Annotated in this window: 15 protein-coding genes; 3 read left to right on the forward strand and 12 right to left on the reverse strand. The window is 63.7% G+C overall.

The window, feature by feature from the left end; all coding sequences use genetic code 11:
* Positions 1 to 12: 12 nt before the first annotated feature.
* The 6 genes from aroB to pilM all read right to left on the reverse strand — a co-directional run bounded on the left by aroB (position 13) and on the right by pilM (position 5,797).
* Positions 13 to 1,110: a 3-dehydroquinate synthase gene (gene aroB, locus QCE73_RS13145; RefSeq protein ID WP_309881556.1), complete on the reverse strand. Its 1,098-nt coding sequence runs from the start codon at positions 1,108 to 1,110 to the stop codon at positions 13 to 15.
* Positions 1,110 to 1,661, reverse strand: coding sequence for a shikimate kinase AroK (gene aroK / locus QCE73_RS13150; RefSeq protein ID WP_035506705.1), 552 nt, complete (start codon positions 1,659 to 1,661; stop codon positions 1,110 to 1,112). Before aroK ends, aroB begins: the two co-directional genes overlap by 1 nt.
* Positions 1,662 to 1,753: 92 nt before the next feature.
* Positions 1,754 to 3,265, reverse strand: coding sequence for a type IV pilus secretin PilQ (pilQ, locus tag QCE73_RS13155; RefSeq protein WP_309881558.1), 1,512 nt, complete (start codon positions 3,263 to 3,265; stop codon positions 1,754 to 1,756).
* The gene (pilO, locus tag QCE73_RS13160) at positions 3,262 to 4,131 is read right to left on the reverse strand and encodes a type 4a pilus biogenesis protein PilO (RefSeq protein ID WP_309881560.1); all 870 of its coding nucleotides are present in this window, start codon (positions 4,129 to 4,131) and stop codon (positions 3,262 to 3,264) included. The genes pilQ and pilO overlap by 4 nt, the downstream gene beginning before the upstream one ends.
* The gene (locus QCE73_RS13165; RefSeq protein WP_309881563.1) at positions 4,128 to 4,799 is read right to left on the reverse strand and encodes a PilN domain-containing protein; all 672 of its coding nucleotides are present in this window, start codon (positions 4,797 to 4,799) and stop codon (positions 4,128 to 4,130) included. The genes pilO and QCE73_RS13165 overlap by 4 nt, the downstream gene beginning before the upstream one ends.
* Positions 4,796 to 5,797, reverse strand: a complete 1,002-nt coding sequence (pilM, locus tag QCE73_RS13170) for a pilus assembly protein PilM (protein WP_309881565.1) — start codon at positions 5,795 to 5,797, stop codon at positions 4,796 to 4,798. Before pilM ends, QCE73_RS13165 begins: the two co-directional genes overlap by 4 nt.
* Positions 5,798 to 6,044: 247 nt before the next feature.
* On the opposite strand from pilM, the gene QCE73_RS13175 reads away from it, so the two are divergent.
* Positions 6,045 to 8,453, forward strand: coding sequence for a penicillin-binding protein 1A (locus QCE73_RS13175; protein ID WP_309881567.1), 2,409 nt, complete (start codon positions 6,045 to 6,047; stop codon positions 8,451 to 8,453).
* 52 nt (positions 8,454 to 8,505) lie between these two features.
* Here the strand turns inward: QCE73_RS13175 and cyaY are convergent, their stop codons facing one another.
* The gene (gene cyaY, locus QCE73_RS13180) at positions 8,506 to 8,823 is read right to left on the reverse strand and encodes an iron donor protein CyaY (protein ID WP_035506719.1); all 318 of its coding nucleotides are present in this window, start codon (positions 8,821 to 8,823) and stop codon (positions 8,506 to 8,508) included.
* A 35-nt stretch (positions 8,824 to 8,858) separates the two neighbouring features.
* On the opposite strand from cyaY, the gene QCE73_RS13185 reads away from it, so the two are divergent.
* Positions 8,859 to 9,167, forward strand: coding sequence for an LPS translocon maturation chaperone LptM (locus QCE73_RS13185; RefSeq protein ID WP_035506721.1), 309 nt, complete (start codon positions 8,859 to 8,861; stop codon positions 9,165 to 9,167).
* Between the two features lie 36 nt (positions 9,168 to 9,203).
* Positions 9,204 to 10,466 carry a diaminopimelate decarboxylase gene (gene lysA / locus QCE73_RS13190; protein WP_187609316.1) on the forward strand — a complete coding sequence of 421 codons (1,263 nt, stop codon included), beginning with the start codon at positions 9,204 to 9,206 and terminating at the stop codon, positions 10,464 to 10,466.
* Positions 10,467 to 10,513: 47 nt separating this feature from the next.
* Here lysA and msrQ read toward each other — a convergent pair whose 3' ends face one another.
* The 5 genes from msrQ to QCE73_RS13215 form a co-directional block, all read right to left on the reverse strand.
* Positions 10,514 to 11,164: a protein-methionine-sulfoxide reductase heme-binding subunit MsrQ gene (msrQ, locus tag QCE73_RS13195; protein WP_309881569.1), complete on the reverse strand. Its 651-nt coding sequence runs from the start codon at positions 11,162 to 11,164 to the stop codon at positions 10,514 to 10,516.
* Between the two features lie 3 nt (positions 11,165 to 11,167).
* The gene (gene msrP / locus QCE73_RS13200) at positions 11,168 to 12,160 is read right to left on the reverse strand and encodes a protein-methionine-sulfoxide reductase catalytic subunit MsrP (protein WP_309881570.1); all 993 of its coding nucleotides are present in this window, start codon (positions 12,158 to 12,160) and stop codon (positions 11,168 to 11,170) included.
* Between the two features lie 151 nt (positions 12,161 to 12,311).
* Positions 12,312 to 13,514 (reverse strand): c-type cytochrome biogenesis protein CcsB, encoded by a 1,203-nt coding sequence (gene ccsB, locus QCE73_RS13205; protein ID WP_035506727.1) that lies wholly within the window; start codon positions 13,512 to 13,514, stop codon positions 12,312 to 12,314.
* A gap of 4 nt (positions 13,515 to 13,518) precedes the next feature.
* Positions 13,519 to 15,750 carry a cytochrome c biogenesis protein ResB gene (locus QCE73_RS13210; RefSeq protein ID WP_309881572.1) on the reverse strand — a complete coding sequence of 744 codons (2,232 nt, stop codon included), beginning with the start codon at positions 15,748 to 15,750 and terminating at the stop codon, positions 13,519 to 13,521.
* Between the two features lie 176 nt (positions 15,751 to 15,926).
* Positions 15,927 to 16,601: a cytochrome c gene (locus tag QCE73_RS13215; RefSeq protein WP_238295328.1), complete on the reverse strand. Its 675-nt coding sequence runs from the start codon at positions 16,599 to 16,601 to the stop codon at positions 15,927 to 15,929.
* Positions 16,602 to 16,706: the final 105 nt, after the last annotated feature.

Genomic DNA, 16,706 nt, shown 5'->3' on the forward strand with positions numbered 1-16,706 from the left:
CGCTCGCGCGGATCAGACGCTGGCTGCGAGCGTCGCGCGCACGGCCTGATCGGGCGCGCTCGTGATCTCGGTCGCGCCGAAGCGGGTCAGCAGAATGAATTTGATCTCGCCGGCTTCGGCCTTCTTGTCGATCATCATCAGATCGACATAGCGGTCGTCGCCGAGTTGTGGCGCCGTGACGGGCAGTTTCGCCGCTTCGATCACGCGCACGAGACGCCGGCGCGCGGCTTCGTCGAGCTTGCCGAGGCGCACCGACAGATCCGCCGCCATCACCATGCCGCAGCCGACCGCCTCGCCGTGCAGCCATTCGCCGTAGCCGAGCCCGGCTTCGATCGCATGGCCGAAGGTGTGGCCGAAATTGAGAATGGCGCGCCGGCCGCCTTCGCGCTCGTCCGACGCGACGACCGACGCCTTGATCTCGCACGAACGCTTCACTGCGTGCGCGAGCGCTTCGTCGTCACGGCGATTCAGCGCGTCGATGTTGGCTTCGATCCATTCGAAGAATTCGGCATCTGCGATGGCCGCGGTCTTGATGACTTCCGCGATGCCCGCCGCGAGTTCGCGCTCCGGCAACGAGTGCAGCGCGCCGATATCCGCGATGACCGCTTGCGGCTGATAGAACGCGCCGATCATGTTCTTGCCGAGCGGATGATTGATGCCCGTCTTGCCGCCGACCGACGAATCGACTTGCGAAAGCAGCGTGGTCGGCACCTGGATGAACGGCACGCCGCGCATGTAGCTCGCCGCCGCGAAACCGGTCATGTCGCCGACGACTCCGCCGCCGAGTGCGATCAGCGTCGTCTTGCGATCGGCGCGTTCGGTGAGCAGCGCATCGAAGATCTGGTTGAGCGTTTCCCAGTTCTTGTGCGCTTCGCCGTCCGGCAGGACCACCGTGGTCACTTTCTTGCCGAGCGGTTCGAGCGCGGCGCGCAACTGGTCGCCGTAGAGCGGATCGATGGTGGAATTCGTGACGATCGCCACGGACGCGCCCTTGATATGCGGCGCGAAGAGTTCCGTGCGGCCGATCAGACCCGCTCCGATATGAATGGGATAGGCGCGCTCGCCCAGTTCGACGTTGACGGTGATCGTTGGGGTAATCATGGCGGACATTATGACTCAGCCGACTTGACGACGCCGGCGACCTCCAGTTGCATCAGGACCATATTAACGAGCGCGTTGACGGTCGGCCGCCCCGTTTCCACGACGAAATGCGCGCATTCGTGATACAGCGGATCGCGCGTCTGAAAGAGTGCTTCGAGCTTGCCGCGCGGATCATCGGTCTGCAGGAGCGGACGATTCTTGTCGCGCCGCGTGCGCTGCCAGAGATCGTGCGGATTGGCGCGCAGATATATGACGATGCCGCGATTCTTCAGATGTTCGCGATTCTCGGGCCGCAGCACTGCGCCGCCGCCCGTCGCGAGCACGATGCCGTTTCGCTGCGAAAGCTCGTCGATGACGTTCGCCTCGCGCTGACGAAAACCCGCCTCGCCTTCCAGTTCCCAGATCACCGGGATGCGGGCGCCCGTGCGCGCCTCGATCTCCTGATCCGAGTCGATGAACGAGCGCTGCAGACGGCGCGCAACCGCACGGCCCACGGTGGTCTTACCCGCCCCCATGAGTCCGACGAAAAAAATGTTCGCGTTCGCGTGCCCTTCCTGCAACCTGGATCCTTTTACAGTATCGAATTTCTTCGTGCGGCAGCTTAAGGGCAAACCGCCCGCTTTGTCGAGTCGCGCCGCCCGGGAGCCGGCGTTCAGCCGCTCGGCGCGATCACACGCGGCGTAATCAATATGACGAGTTCGCTCTTCGAGCTGCGTCGCGCGTCGTGACGGAACAGCCAGCCGATCACAGGCAATTTCGACAGTCCCGGAACGCCGGTCGTGTCCTGTCGCTCGTCATCGGAATAAATGCCGCCGATCGCCACGGTGCCGCCGTTTTCCACTTCCACGCGCGTCTGGACGTGCTTGGTCTGGATGGCCGGCCCGTTCGCCGTCTGCTCGCCGAGGCTGTCTTTCGTGATGTCGAGATCGAGAATGACGTGGCCATGCGGCGTGATCTGCGGCTCAACCTCCAGTTTGAGCGTTGCGCGCCGAAACTGCACGCCCGATACGCCGTTGCCGACCTTCGCCTGATACGGCACATCCATGCCCTGTTCGACGATGGACTTCATCCGGTCCGCCGTCACTACGCGCGGGCTCGATACGATTTGTCCGCGTCCTTCCGCCTCCAGCGCGCTCAGTTGGACATTGAGCAGTCGCGTCGCCTGCGCGACGAACAATGTGAGCCCGGCGGTCGCCGCGTCGAAACCGTTGATCGGCCCCGCCGACAGATCGTATACCACACCGTCCTTGCCGCCCGTCAACCCGGTCGCGGGATCGTTCTGCGACGCGACGCCCAGCTTGACGCCGAGATTGCGCGACAGCCCCGCCTCGCCCTCGACGATCTTCGCCTCGATCATCACCTGCGGCGTCGGCTTGTCGATCAGCGAGATCAACTCGGCGATCTGCCGGACGCGCGCGTCGAGGTCGGTGACGAAGAGCAGGTTCGTGCGCGCATCGGCGATGGCGGAGCCGCGTTTCGACAGCACGCGCTGACTGCCCGAGCCGGTCAGCATCTTGCGCAGGTCTTCCGCGCGCGAATAGCGCAGCACGAACGTACGACTCGCGAGCGGTTCGAGATCCGCGGCGCGCGCGTGCGCCTCGAAGCGCAGCTTCTCGCGCGCGGCAAGTTCGGCGAGCGGCGCGACCCAGATTACGTTGCCGTGCTGTTCCATCGCGAGACCGTTGACTTCGAGGAGCGTGTCGAACGCGCGGCGCCACGGCACGGCGACGAGATTCATCGACACCTGTCCGCGCACCTTTTCGCTCGCGACGATGTTCAGTCCCGTGAAGCGTGCAAATGCGTGCAGCGCGGCGCTGAGGTCGGCGTTTTTCAGATCGAGGGTGATCGGTTTGCCGTCGTCGTTTCCGTCGTGATTTGCGCGGCTCAATCGTTCGAGTTCCGGCAAAGGCACCGGCGGGCCTTCCAGTGCGTCCGCCGTTTCGGCTGCGGGCTTTTCGGGCGCGGGTGCTTCCGCGCTCTGAGGGACGACCGGCGCGTCGGGTACGAGCGGATCGACAGACTGTGCGTCGAACGATGCGGGCAGCGGCGGCAGGGGCGCGATGATCGCATCGGCGCTTTCGGCTGCGAGCGCCACGTGCGCGACCAGCAGCACGGCCGCGCCCGTTGCCGCGAATCTGCGTGAAAGCTTCGCGAACTGGCTCACGTGCGATCCTCCGCGAATGTCAGCTTGCGCGAAATGCCATCGGTACGAGCAAGCTCGATCGCACGCGGCACGACGCGCCCGAGCCATTCGTCACCGATCTTCTGCCCCGGCGCAAACGCATCGACATCGCGGCCGCTCTGCAACAGCGCCATCGCACGACGGCGTCCGACGAACGTCCCCACGAGCAGCATGTCGCCGTTCTGCGTCGTTGCGTCCGCGTTGCCGAACGGATCGACGACGAACGCATCGGCGCGCGACGCTGTGGCGGGCGATATCGCCGGCCGCGTCTCGAAGTTGCGCAGCGTCGCTGCGATGGCGAGCGTGCCCGGCTGTCGTTTGATCTGCACGCTTTCCGGCACGACGAGCCGTGGCAGGCCGGCGAGCGCTTCCAGGAAGCGTCGGATTTCAGGGAAGGCGCCTTCCGCGCGCAGTCTGAGTGCGCGCTCCGGAATCGGCTGAGCCACCTTCGGCTCGCCGACCTTTATCGCAACCGGCTCGATATCAGCAACGCGCAGGCCGCTCTGCGCCGCCAGATCCGCGATGGCGCGCAACGCGTCGGCCGCGCTCCAGTGCTCCGGCTCCATGCGGCCCGACGCCGCCCGCGCTCGCAGGTCGGGCAGTTCCGCCGCGATGCGCCCCGCGTCATGCACCTTCGCTTGCGTCGCCGCCCACGCGACGCGGGCCGCGTCGAGCTGGCTCGGGTCGAAGGTCCGCCAGGCGCGCAGACCGAACACGAAGACGAGCAGACCCAACGCAATCGCAACGCACGCGGTCCGACGCCGCGACCATTCGTCGAGCGGCTGCAGGATGGACGGCGCGCCGCGCGAACGCGTCTTCGCTGCGAAGTTCATCGGAATCGTGCTCATGGCCGTTTCTCCTGCGTCGCTGTCAATATCGGAAGCGCCTGACGCGACGCGGCTTCATCGCGCGAATGATCCGGCGCGTATCGCACGAGGGCCACGAACTCGAAGCGCGCGGAATGTTCTCCGACAATTGGCGACGCGCCGCGCTTGCCCGACGGCGCCGGTTCCGCGCGCCGCTTCATCTCGACTACTTCGACCGCCTGCACGCCGCGCACGCGCTCCAGCCGCTTGAGCCATTGCGCGGCCGCCTGCGAATCGGGAGCGAGCGCGGCAAGCTCGACCTCGTTCGTTCGCTGCGACACGCGTTGAAGCGCGACGCCGCGTTGCAGCGGCGCGTCCGCGAGCGCTTCGAGCAGTGCGATAAAGCGCTCGCGCGGCAACGCCAAAGGCTGCGCAGCTTCACGCGCGCGCCGCCGATCCGATTCGGCGCGAACGAGCCGCGCATGTTCGTCGATCTGCGCGCCCGATGTGCGCAGCGACGCCTCCAGCGCCATGCGTCGCTCGTCCAGACGGGCGCGCTCGAACATATCCCAGCCGGCCACGGCGCCGACAGCCGCGCAGCCTGCCAGCGTCACCGAGCCGAGCAGCGCCAGCCGCTGACGCCGTACTTCGCGGCGTTTTCGCGCGCGATACGGCAGAAGATTGAAACCGTCGAGCATGGCGGCGCTCATTGCAGCACCTCGCGCAAGGCCAGCCCGAACGCGGCCGCGAAGCGCGGCGAATCGCGGTGCGCGGCCTGGATGTCGGAGCCGCCGTTGCAGTACGGCGCGGCTTCGAAAGGCAGCGCCGGGCAGCCGAAGGTCTTGCCCAGAACGGGAAGCGGAAGGCTCGCGTGCGCCAACAGCTCGATCTGTCCGCCGACGTAGATGCAGTCCAGCGGCGCCTCCTGCCCGGCGAGTTCGTGCAGCGCGTCGGAAATACTCCGATGTTCCGGCGCGGGATATCGGATTTCGTTTTCCACGCCGCGCCCGCCGACGAGCCAGCCATGCAGACCGGTGCTTTCCAGCCAGCAGACGAGATAGCGCGCATCCGCGTCCAGCTCGACCGAGCCGGCATGGCGCATTGCGCGCAACGCGGCGGCCGGTTCGCCGTCGATGGCGGATAGCGCGATGCCCGCCTCCGCCGCCGTTTCGACGCGCGCCTCGACATGCCGCCGCGCCGTGGCCGCGATCGCGACCTGCGCCTCGCCGTCCTCGCGGGCCTGTACGGACCAGTCCACCGCCAGCGCGCCGCGTTCGATCCCCGCCGCGCGCTCCGCTTCCATGAGCACCGCCGGTTCGAGCATGCCGCGCGGATCGCCGCCGATGGCGCCCGCGAGCTGCTCATCGGTATCGATCAGACGTGCGAGCGGAATCTGCATTGTGAGCGTCGCCGACGCGGGCAAGCCCATCGCGCAGCGCAGCGCCCGCCACGCGCCGCTTTCCGGCAGGCGCCCGAACGCCTCGCGCAAAGCCGCAACGATCGCCTCGCGATCGACGAAATCGCCGTCGATCACCGCGCCCGACGGCAGCGCCACCGAATCCAGATGTTCGACGCACACCGCCGCATTCGCTCTCAGCCGCCTGCTCACGATGGCGAGCCGCACCGCGTCCTCGCCCACGTCGATGCCCGCCGCGTAGCGCCGCGTGACCGTCAGCATCGTGCCGCGCAGCGTGTTTTCCTTACTCATCAGCCACTCCTTCCATTCACTCGCGCACCGAACCGTTCGGGCGCTTGACGTGGAAAGATTGTCGCGAGCGTGATCGGCGGCGAACACTCGGCCGAATGGCCAACGCTCACGATAGAAGGATGCTTCCCCGCACGATCGCGCGTATCTTGAAGACAGCGGCCAGAGGGCGCGACCGGCGCGCCGAAAAGCTTCGGAAAAGTCGAAAAACCGGACAGCTATAATCGCGTGACCGTTTTTGGTGGTGCCAATGCAATCTTCTTCCTCGTCTAACCCGCCGTCCACGCCGCCCGAGAGGCCCAAAAAAGCCAAGCGCCCATGGTGGGCGCGGCTCATGCTCGGATTTTTCGTCAGTGTGTTCGCGCTCGTCGTCTGCGCGGGCCTCGTGCTCGGCTACGCGCTCGTCGTCGCGATGCCGAATCTGCCTTCGCTCGAAGCGCTCACCGACTACAAGCCGAAGGTTCCGCTGCGCATCTATACGGCGGATCACGTTCTGATCGGTGAATTCGGCGAAGAGCGCCGCAGCGTCGTGCGCATTCAGGACGTGCCCGATCATCTGAAAAAAGCCGTGCTCGCCATCGAGGACTCGCGCTTCTACGATCACGGCGGCGTCGATCTCACCGGCATTCTGCGCGCGGGCTCGGTGGCGCTGACCAACGGCCACGCGTCGCAAGGCGCGAGCACGATCACGATGCAGGTCGCGCGCAACTTTTTCCTGTCGAGCGAGAAAACCTACACGCGCAAGATTTACGAAATGCTGCTCGCATACAAGATCGAGCGCGCGCTGACGAAGGATCAGATTCTCGAGGTCTATATGAATCAGATCTATCTCGGGCAGCGCGCGTACGGTTTCGCGAGCGCGGCGCGGGTCTACTTCGGCAAGGATCTGAAGGATGTCACGCTCGCCGAGGCCGCGATGCTCGCGGGCCTGCCGAAGGCGCCGTCGGCATATAACCCGGTCGTCAATCCGAAGCGCGCGAAAGTGCGGCAGGAGTACATCCTGCAACGTATGCGCGAGCTGAATTTCATCACCCAGGCGGACTACGACCAGGCCGTGAATCAGCCGCTCGTCGTGAAGGGACAGGGCCGCGAGTTCAGCGTGCACGCCGAGTACGTCGCGGAAATGGTGCGTCAGATGATGTACGCGCAATACCGCGAGGAAGCGTACACGCGCGGTCTGAACGTCGTGACGACGATCGATTCCGCCGATCAGGACACCGCCTATCGCGCGTTGCGCAACGGCTTGATGGACTACGAGCATCGGCATGGCTATCGCGGGCCGGAAGGCTATATCGATTTGCCGAAGGATGCCGATGACCGCGAGCAGGCCATCGACGACGCGCTCGCCGAGCATCCCGACAACGGCGAGATCGTCGCGGCGGTGGTGACGTCGGCGAGTCCGAAGGAAGTGAAGGCGAGCTTCATCGACGGCAACACGGCGACCATCACCGGCAACGATCTGCGCTTCGTCCAGTTCGCGCTGAGCTCGCGCGCTCAGCCGAATTCGCGCATCCGCCCGGGCGCGATCGTGCGTCTCATGAAGAACGACGACGGCAACTGGATCATCACGCAATTGCCGCAAGTCGAAGGCGCGTTCGTCTCGATGGTGCCTCAGGACGGTGCGATCCGCGCGCTCGTCGGCGGCTTCGACTTCAACAAGAACAAGTTCAATCACGTCACGCAGGCTTGGCGTCAGCCGGGTTCGAGCTTCAAGCCGTTCATCTATTCGGCGTCGCTCGAGAAAGGTCTTTCGCCCGCGACGATCATCAACGATGGCCCGCTCTTCTTCAGCGCCGCCGAGACCGGCGGCCAGGCGTGGGAGCCGAAGAATTACGGCGGCGGCTTCGACGGCCCGATGTCGATGCGCTCCGCGCTGCAACGCTCGAAGAACATGGTGTCGATCCGCATCCTGAGTCATATCGGGACGAAGTACGCGCAGCAGTACATCACGCGCTTCGGTTTCGATGCGGACCGCCATCCCGCCTATCTGCCGATGGCGCTCGGCGCGGGCCTCGTGACGCCGCTGCAAATGGCGGCGGGCTATGCGGTGTTCGCGAACGGCGGTTATCGCGTGAATCCGTATCTGATCGCCGATATCACCGATCCTTACGGCCGCGTCGTGTCGCATCCGCAGCCGCTCGTCGCCCAGCAAAGCGCGCCGCTCGCGATCACGCCGCGCAACGCGTTCGTGATGAACAGCCTGCTGCAGAGCGTCGCGCAGCACGGCACGGGCTCGAAAACGAATCAGTTGAAGCGCGGCGATCTCGCCGGCAAGACGGGCACGACGAACGATTCGCGCGACGCGTGGTTCGCCGGTTATCAGCGCACGCTCGTCGCGATTGCGTGGATCGGCTATGACAATCCGCGCACCCTCGGCGACAAGGAAACCGGCGGCGGCCTCGCGTTGCCGGTATGGATGGATTACATGAGCCGCGCGCTGAAGGGCGTGCCCGAGTACAAGCCGATGATGCCGCCCGATATCACGTCGCTCGGTAACGAGCTGTATTACGACGACATGACGCCGGGCCACGGCTTTGTCGCGACCATCGGCGTGAGTCAGGCACCGCCGCAGGAAGGCGTGTCCGGCGTGACGGCGCCGGCGCCCGAAGTCGGCGAACAGGAGAAGCAGGACATCATGAATCTGTTCAAGGGGCAGTAGTCCTGCCCTGCGACATTCGAAGCGAGCGGACCACGCGGTCCGCTCGCTTTTTTTACGCCTTGAACTTGATCGGCTCGCCGGCCTGTTCGCTCGAATACTTGCTCAGCGTGGCAAAGAATTCGCTGTTGTCGCGCGTGTCGCGCCAGGCGCCGTCGACGTACTTGTAGTGAAAACCGCCCGCCTTCGCGGCGAGCCAGATCTCATGTTTCGGCGGTTGCAGGTTCACGATCACCTTCGTGCGATTCTCGAACTCCAGCGTCAAAACATTGCCGCTGCGTTCGAATTCGATATCCGCTTCGGCTTGATCCACCGAGCGTTCGATGGCGGTCAGCGCGGCCTCCGCCAGCGTCAGGTATTCCTGGTCTGTCATGCTAAACTCCATCGATTCAACGTTTAGGGACGGTCATGCGAGTCGTTTTCAGGATGAGCGCGATTGTAGCGGCTTTGAGCATCGGCGCCGCGGCAACGATCACGCTGGGCGGTTGCGGGCAACGCGGTTCGCTCTATCTGCCGAAGGTGCCCCCGCTACCGCAACGTCCAAACGATCTCCAGAATACGCCGCCTTCGAATGTCACTCCGGGCAGCGAAACCGCATCGCGTGCGGGCAGCATTCCGGATACATCGGGTCAGCCGCTGTCGCTCTCGCCCGAGACGGACCTGAAGACCAGCCCCAACGCCGCATCGGCGCCGAAAGCCGCGTCGTCCGCTTATTGATCCCCAAGCCTTCACGGCGCATTTTCGATTCCACGCATGAGTGATTCCGCATTCCACTACGTCGACGGCGTGCTGCACGCCGAAGGCGTTTCAGCCGCGTCGCTCGCGGAGCAGTTCGGCACGCCCCTCTACGTCTATTCGCGCGATGCGATAACACGCGCCTATCGCGCCTACGCCGATGCATGCGCGGGCCGTCACGCGACGGTCCACGTCGCGGTGAAGGCGAACAGCAATCTCGCCGTGCTCAACGTGTTCGCGCGCATGGGTTCGGGCTTCGACATCGTGTCGTCGGGCGAACTCGCGCGGGTGCTCGCGGCGGGCGGCAAGGCGGAGAATACGGTGTTTTCGGGCGTCGGCAAGTCGGCGGCGGAAATGCGCGAAGCGCTCGAAGCAGGCGTGAAGGGCTTCAACGTCGAGTCGATTCCCGAGCTGCACGCGTTGAACGAAGTCGCGGCATCGCTCGGCAAGACAGCGCCGGTTTCGTTACGCGTGAATCCCGACGTCGATGCGAAGACGCATCCGTACATCTCCACGGGCCTCAAGTCGAACAAGTTCGGCGTCGCGTTCAGCGATGCGCGCGCGACCTACGCGCAAGCGCATGCGATGTCGAACCTCGATGTCGTCGGCATCGACTGTCACATCGGTTCGCAGATCACCGAGATCAGCCCGTATCTGGATGCCGTCGACAAACTGCTCGAGCTCGTCGAGCAGATCGAAGCGGACGGCATGCACATTCATCACGTCAATGTCGGCGGCGGTCTCGGCATCACGTACGACGACGAAACGCCGCCCGATATCGGCGAGTTCGTGAAGACGGTGCTCGATCACATCGAGAAACGCGGCCACGGTCAGCGCGAAGTGTATTTCGAGCCGGGGCGTTCGCTCGTCGGCAATGCCGGCGTACTGTTGACGCGCGTCGAGTTTCTGAAGCCGGGCGAGGAAAAGAACTTCGCCATCGTCGATGCCGCGATGAACGATCTCGCGCGTCCCGCGATGTACGAGGCGTTTCATCGCATCGTGCCGGTCGTGAAGCGCGACGCGCAGGCGCACAAGTACGATGTCGTCGGTCCGGTCTGCGAAAGCGGCGACTGGCTCGGGCGGGACCGTGAACTGGCCATCGAACCGGGCGACCTGCTCGCGATCTGCTCCGCGGGCGCGTACGGCTTCGTGATGAGCTCGAACTACAACACGCGTCCGCGCGCCGCCGAAATCATGGTCGATGGCGAACGCGCGCGTCTCGTGCGCGAACGCGAAGACGTGAAGCAGTTGTTCGCCGGGGAATCGATTCTGCCGGACTGAAGCTTCGTACGCTTCAACAAAAAAGCGATGCCGAGGCATCGCTTTTTTTATGCGCGCCGCCGTGTCGCTCGCGTTCGAAGCCACGCGATCACGCGCCAGCCGAGCAGGACGATCACGATCGAGCCGTAGATCTTCGGCAGTTCGAAATCGTGCTTGCCCGCCTTCATCCACCAGAAATGCAGGATCGCGAGCGCGGCGATCAGATAGATCGCGCGATGCAAGGTCTGCCAGCGGCGCCCGAGTTTTCTCACCATGACTTTCGGCGATGTGACCGCGAGCGGAATCAGCAGCACGAACGCCGCGAAACCCACCGTGATGAACGGCCGCTTGCCGATGTCCTTCAGCATCGCGGCGACATCGAACCATTTGTCGAACCAGATGTACGTCGTGAAATGCAGCACGGCGAAGAAGAACGCGTACAGCCCGATCATCCGGCGAAAGCGCGCGAGCGCCGTGATGCCGGTCATGCGGCGCACCGGGGTGATCGCGAGCGTGATGCACAGATAGACGAGCGTCCAGAGACCGGTCGATCGCGTGATGAATTCGATCGGATTCGCGCCCAGGCCGCCCGTCACGCCGAGCAGCACGAGTCGCGCGAGCGGAAACAGCATCGCGATGAATACGACGACCTTCGCCGGAACGACCCAGCGAACGCCCGCGCTCGCCCGCGTGCCTTTGATATCGGAAGCGGTCGGCATCGTTCAGAAGTTCTTCTTGAGATCCATGCCCTGATACAACGACGCGACCTGATCGCCGTAGCCGTTGAACATAAGCGTCTTGCGCTTCGGCGCAAAGAAGCCGTCCTCGCCGATGCGCCGCTCCGTCGCCTGACTCCAGCGCGGATGATCGACGTTCGGATTCACGTTCGAAAAGAAGCCGTATTCGCTCGGCGCGTAAAGATTCCAGCTCGTCGGCGGCTCTTTCTCGACGAAGCGGATCTTCACGAGCGACTTCGCGCTCTTGAAGCCGTATTTCCACGGCACGACCACGCGCACGGGCGCGCCGTTCTGGTTCGGCAGCACCTGGCCGTACAAACCGACGGTCAGGAGCGTGAGCGGGTTCATCGCCTCGTCCATGCGCAGACCTTCGGAATACGGCCATTCGAGAATCGGCGTCGAGAGGCCCGGCATCTGCGACGGATCGGCGAGCGTGATGAACTGCACGTACTTCGCACTGCCCGTCGGCTCGGCGCGCTTGATGAGCTCGGACAACGACACGCCGATCCACGGAATCACCATCGACCAGCCTTCGACGCAGCGCAGCCGGTACACGCGTTCTTCGAGCGGCGCGAGCTTCAGGATATCGTCGATGTCGTAGACCTTCGGGTTCTTGATCGCGCCTTCGACCGACACCTTCCACGGACGCGGACGCAACGTACCCGCGTGCTCGACGGGATCGCCCTTGTCGGTGCCAAATTCGTAGAAGTTGTTGTAGGTCGTGATGTCCTTGAACGACGTCGGCTTGTCCAGCGCGACGAACTTCGGATTGGTCTTCGCCGACACGAGCTTCTGGCCTTTGGCGTCCGGCGACGTGAGCGTCGCGTGGGCGAGGCTGCTTGCGCCGGCGAGTCCTGTTGCGGCGAACGCGCCGATCGAGCGCAGCGCGCGCCGGCGATTTTCGAACACGTCGCGCGGCGTGATCTCATGACCCGCGATGTCGTCGCCATACAGATGACGATTTCGTTTGATCCACATTTGCGTTCCTTCCATTGCGACGCTCAGGATGTCGCCGCTGAATGCTCATAAAGGGAAAACAGCAGTCCCGACGCCAGTATTCCACCGAAAAAGCAAAAAAAAACCGCCAGCGTGATGCATGGCGGTTTTTTTTAACAGTCGAAACAACCGATCAGAGCTTGCCGTAACTATGCAAGCCCGACAGGAACATGTTCACGCCGAGGAAGGCGAACGTCGTGACGATCAGGCCGGTGAGCGCCCACCACGCCGCCGCCGCGCCGCGCAGGCCCTTCATGAGACGCATGTGCAGCCACGCCGCGTAGTTCAACCAGACGATCAGCGCCCACGTTTCCTTCGGGTCCCAGCTCCAGTAACCGCCCCACGCTTCCGCGGCCCACAGCGCGCCGAGAATCGTCGCGATCGTGAAGAACGCGAAGCCGACGGCGATCGACTTGTACATCACGTCGTCGAGGACTTCGAGCGACGGCAGGCGGTCCGCCATGAAACCGCGCTGTTTCGCGAGGTACGCGACGGAGACCATCGCCGAGAGCGCGAAGCTGCCGTAGCCGATGAAGTTCGCCGGCACGTGGATCTTCATCCACCAGCTTTGCAGCGCGGGCACGAGCGGCTGGATTTGCTGCGCGTCGCGGGCGATCGAGTACCACATCAGGAAGCCGACGGCCGCGCTGATCACGAGCAGCACGAACGCGCCCATCTGCCGCGTCGAGTAATGCTGTTCGTAGTAGAGGTAGAACAGCGCCGTGATCAGGCAGAACAGCACGAACACTTCATACAGATTCGAGATCGGAATATGGCCGACGTCCGAGCCGATCATGTACGACTCGTACCAGCGCACCATCAGGCCGGTGAAGCCCATCAGCACCGCGACCCATGTCATGCGCGAACCGATCGCGCCGCCGGTCTGCGAGCGTGTCACGAGTCCAATCCAGTAAAAGAGCGTCGCGAGGATGAAGAGCGCGCTCATCCACAGGATCGCCGATTGACTCGACAGGAAGTACTTGAGGAAAAAATTGGTGTCGGCGCGTGCGAGATCGTGCTGATAAAGCTGGATCGACGACAGCGCGAGCAGCGCGATCATCGCGATCAGCAGACGCACCGGTTTCCAGCGCCAGCCGAGCACGACGAACGTCGGCACTGCGCCGACCAGCACCGCCGTGTCGTACACATCCATGTACGCGTGATAGCGGTTCAGCGCGAAACCCGCGCCTGCGACCATCGCGAGGGCGAAGAGCCAATCGATCAGCGTCAGTCGGCGCAGGAACGGACGATCGTCGAACACGGCGACATCGGGAAGGCTCGATGCCGGACGTTCCGTCTTGGCGGAGGCGTGGGAGGAAGTCTGTGTGAGGTCCATGATCTTACCGTGTCGAAACTTCCGAGCTCGGAGTCTCGGATTGCGAGTGCTGGGGCGCACTGGATGCCGGGGACGGATCAGCCGGTTCTGTCGGCTTCGCGTCGAGCGCTGCCGCGATCTGCGCGCGCGTGCGGACGAACTCCTTCTCGAAATCGAACGTCCGGCGCGCCGTCGACATCGCCATCAGCACGCTCGCGCCGCCCTGCCCTGCATCTTTGAGCCAGAACCAGAGCCGGCGTTCGCGGACGTAGAACATCGAGAAAATCCCGACGACCAGCAGAAGGCTGCCAAGATACACCAGATTTTTACCCGGCGCGCGCGTCAACTGGAATACCGAAGCTTGCACCTGCTTGAAGTTGTCCAGTTGCAGAAAGACGGGCGAACCGTACAGAAAGCTATCGGAAAGCGCGTTGATGGACGACTGAACGAATGCGGAGTTCTTTTCATCCACTTTAGCGTCGGGCTGGCCGTTTTGCTCGCGGGAAATCTGCCATACGTCCCACATCGCGCCTTCGAGCATGCGCATCAAGAGGCCCGCCGCCTTTTCCTGCTCGCCCTTCGGCACCGAACGGTCGATGAACGTCGCGATGCTCTGGAAACCGCCAATCATCTGCGGATTCGTCGTCGCCTTGCCCGTTTCGTCGACGCCAGCGAAGAGATTCAGCACGCGAACCGCGCTTTCTTCCAGATGCTTCTGCAACTCGCCGTTTTCCTGCGGAACCGAACGCACCGCAAACCGGTGCGCGGCCTCGACGCGCGTCGCGGGCGTGGCGAGCGCGGCGCGCAAGTCCATCCACTGTTTCATCGTGCCCTGTTCGTCGGCGGGAATGCGCAGGTAGCGGAACGGATCGTTCGGGCTCACGCGCATGCCTGCGAGGAACATGCGCTGTCCGCTCACATCGACCGGCAGCATGTAATTGCTGTACTCGCGCGCCTGGCCGTCCGTGCCGCGCACCTTGTATTGCACGGACGGACCGATATTGCGCAGATCCGTCGGCTTCGAGGTTTTCGCGCCGGAGCCGAGACGCTCGTCGAATGCGTCGCGCAGCGTTTCCGTCTTGCCGACACCGCGCGCGTCCGGTGCACCGCTGCCGTCGGTCATGTTCTCGACGTTGATCGCGCGGAAATCCGTGAACTCGACGGTTTCACCTTGCGCGCCGGTGAACTGCGTGCCGATCGGCGACGTGCCGCCGATCGTGCCGTTGAAAGGCGAAGTCTTCGCGCTGCCGCCGGTCATCGGCCATGCGGTCATTTCGAGCTTCGAGCCGCCGTCCTGGAAACTCGACTGATAGATCGAGATGCCGTCGTACGTGAACGGCTTGTTCACTTCGACGCGCGCCGGAATGCGCTTGCCCGTCTTGTGATCGATCACGACGATGTCGCTCGCGAAGAGCTTCGGCATGCCGGTCGAGTAGTAATCGACGATGAACTTGTTCAACTGAATCGAAAACGGCAGATCCTGGATGATCGAGCCGTCCTGCTGATTCAGGATCGCCGTGCCGACGTTCTGCCCTTCCGGCACCCACGCGTAGCCGCGGAACGTCGGATTCGACGTCGAAAGACGATGCTCTGGCGGAATGTCGTTGATGACGGCGTTGCTGACGATCGGCGTCTTGTTGAACATCCACATCTGCAATTTGATGGGCAGATTGCTGTCGAGCAGCCCGCCGATGCAGATCACGACGATCGCGACGTGCGCCGAGATGTAGCCGATCTTCGTCATCGCGCCGCGCTTGGCGGTGATGAGCGTCGCGCCGTTGTCGGTCTCGCGCGTCTTGAAGCGATAGCCCATCTTCGCGGCGAGCCGCTCGAGCGTCGCGGCTGTCTGCGCGCGATTCGTCGATACCGCGAACTCGCCCTTGTGATGGAACGCGCGCAGGCCGCCTTCATGCACGCGATCCTTCCAGCTCTTGAGGTCCGCGATCATCTTCGGGCTGTTGCGCACGACGCACAACGACACCGAGATCACGAGGAAGATCAGGATGAGCATGAACCACCACGCGCTGTACACGTTGTAGAGGCTCACGCCGCGGAAGATGTCGGCCCAGAACGGACCGAACTGATTCACGTAGTTGGGATACGGGTCCTCTTGCGTGAGCACCGTACCGATGATGCTCGCGATCGCCAGAATGACCAGCAACGCGATAGCGAAGCGCATCGAACTGACGAGTTCGACGAAATGCCTGATGGCCCGACGGCTCGACTTCGACTGCAAACCCGATGTGGTGACGCTCATTCAAACTCCGACTGGACAGCAAAAAAGGGTGGAGACGCTGGCGGTCTCATCGACCGACGTCCCACCCTTTTCTTGTTCTCGCGCCGGTCTTCTCGGATCTGCCCGGGACCGGCTTCGTAGTATGGGCGACTCCGGCGTGTGCTGCCGGGAACCGCTGGACGCTGACTGCTTTACGCTTAATGCAAACCGGCGATGTAGTCGGCAACCGCCTTCATCTCCGCTTCGTTCAGACGCGAGGAAATCTGGTGCATCGGCTCGCTGTTGGCGCGTTGTCCCGATGCGAACGCGTTCAACTGCGCCACCGTGTAATCGCCCCACTGCCATGACAGCCGCGGATACTGCACCGGGATACCCATGCCGGTCGCGCCGTGGCAAGCGGCGCACGCCGGTACGCCCTTGTCCGCGATGCCGCCGCGGTAAATCTTCTGACCCAGCGTGACGTCGTTCTTGTCGCGCGCGAAGTTGGGCTTGGCCTTCTGCGACGCGAAGTACGCCGCGACGTTCACCATGTCCTGATCCGATAGCGCGCCCGCAATGCCCGCCATGATCGGATTGTTACGCGCCGGCGCCTTCGCGCCCGGCTGCGTCTTGTAATCCTTCAATTGCTTGACGATGTATTCGGCGTGCTGGCCAGCGAGCTTAGGAAACGCGGCACCGGCGCTGTTGCCGTCCGCTGCGTGACACGCCGCACACACCTGCGTCGCGATGGCCTGTCCTCGCGCCGCATCCGGCTTCGCCGCTTGCGCGGGCTCCGCCGCGTTCACTGACATCGATACTGCTAGACCACTCAAACCCGCACCGAAAGCCGCCGCTGCCCGAATCACCACCAGAGACCTGTACAGTCGGTTCATTCGCGTACCCTGTTTTTCGTCTTGTGAGAATGTGAGGTTCTGCAAAAAACGACGGCGACCGATTATCGCCGCAAGATACCCGAACTCACTGAACGAAGAGGCTCA

Origin of the sequence: Caballeronia sp. LZ029 (assembly GCF_031451275.1) — a bacterium.
Classification (GTDB): domain Bacteria; phylum Pseudomonadota; class Gammaproteobacteria; order Burkholderiales; family Burkholderiaceae; genus Caballeronia; species Caballeronia jiangsuensis.

What these genes read in the sequence shown, in the direction of transcription:
- pilM (WP_309881565.1), bottom strand. Translation starts at nt 5,797, where the DNA reads ATGAGTAAGGAAAACACGCTGCGCGGCACGATGCTGACGGTCACGCGG.
- cyaY (WP_035506719.1), bottom strand. Translation starts at nt 8,823, where the DNA reads ATGACAGACCAGGAATACCTGACGCTGGCGGAGGCCGCGCTGACCGCC.
- QCE73_RS13185 (WP_035506721.1), top strand. Translation starts at nt 8,859, where the DNA reads ATGCGAGTCGTTTTCAGGATGAGCGCGATTGTAGCGGCTTTGAGCATC.
- aroB (WP_309881556.1), bottom strand. Translation starts at nt 1,110, where the DNA reads ATGTCCGCCATGATTACCCCAACGATCACCGTCAACGTCGAACTGGGC.
- QCE73_RS13215 (WP_238295328.1), bottom strand. Translation starts at nt 16,601, where the DNA reads ATGAACCGACTGTACAGGTCTCTGGTGGTGATTCGGGCAGCGGCGGCT.
- QCE73_RS13175 (WP_309881567.1), top strand. Translation starts at nt 6,045, where the DNA reads ATGCAATCTTCTTCCTCGTCTAACCCGCCGTCCACGCCGCCCGAGAGG.
- pilO (WP_309881560.1), bottom strand. Translation starts at nt 4,131, where the DNA reads ATGAGCACGATTCCGATGAACTTCGCAGCGAAGACGCGTTCGCGCGGC.
- lysA (WP_187609316.1), top strand. Translation starts at nt 9,204, where the DNA reads ATGAGTGATTCCGCATTCCACTACGTCGACGGCGTGCTGCACGCCGAA.
- msrP (WP_309881570.1), bottom strand. Translation starts at nt 12,160, where the DNA reads ATGTGGATCAAACGAAATCGTCATCTGTATGGCGACGACATCGCGGGT.
- QCE73_RS13165 (WP_309881563.1), bottom strand. Translation starts at nt 4,799, where the DNA reads ATGAGCGCCGCCATGCTCGACGGTTTCAATCTTCTGCCGTATCGCGCG.
- QCE73_RS13210 (WP_309881572.1), bottom strand. Translation starts at nt 15,750, where the DNA reads ATGAGCGTCACCACATCGGGTTTGCAGTCGAAGTCGAGCCGTCGGGCC.
- msrQ (WP_309881569.1), bottom strand. Translation starts at nt 11,164, where the DNA reads ATGCCGACCGCTTCCGATATCAAAGGCACGCGGGCGAGCGCGGGCGTT.
- ccsB (WP_035506727.1), bottom strand. Translation starts at nt 13,514, where the DNA reads ATGGACCTCACACAGACTTCCTCCCACGCCTCCGCCAAGACGGAACGT.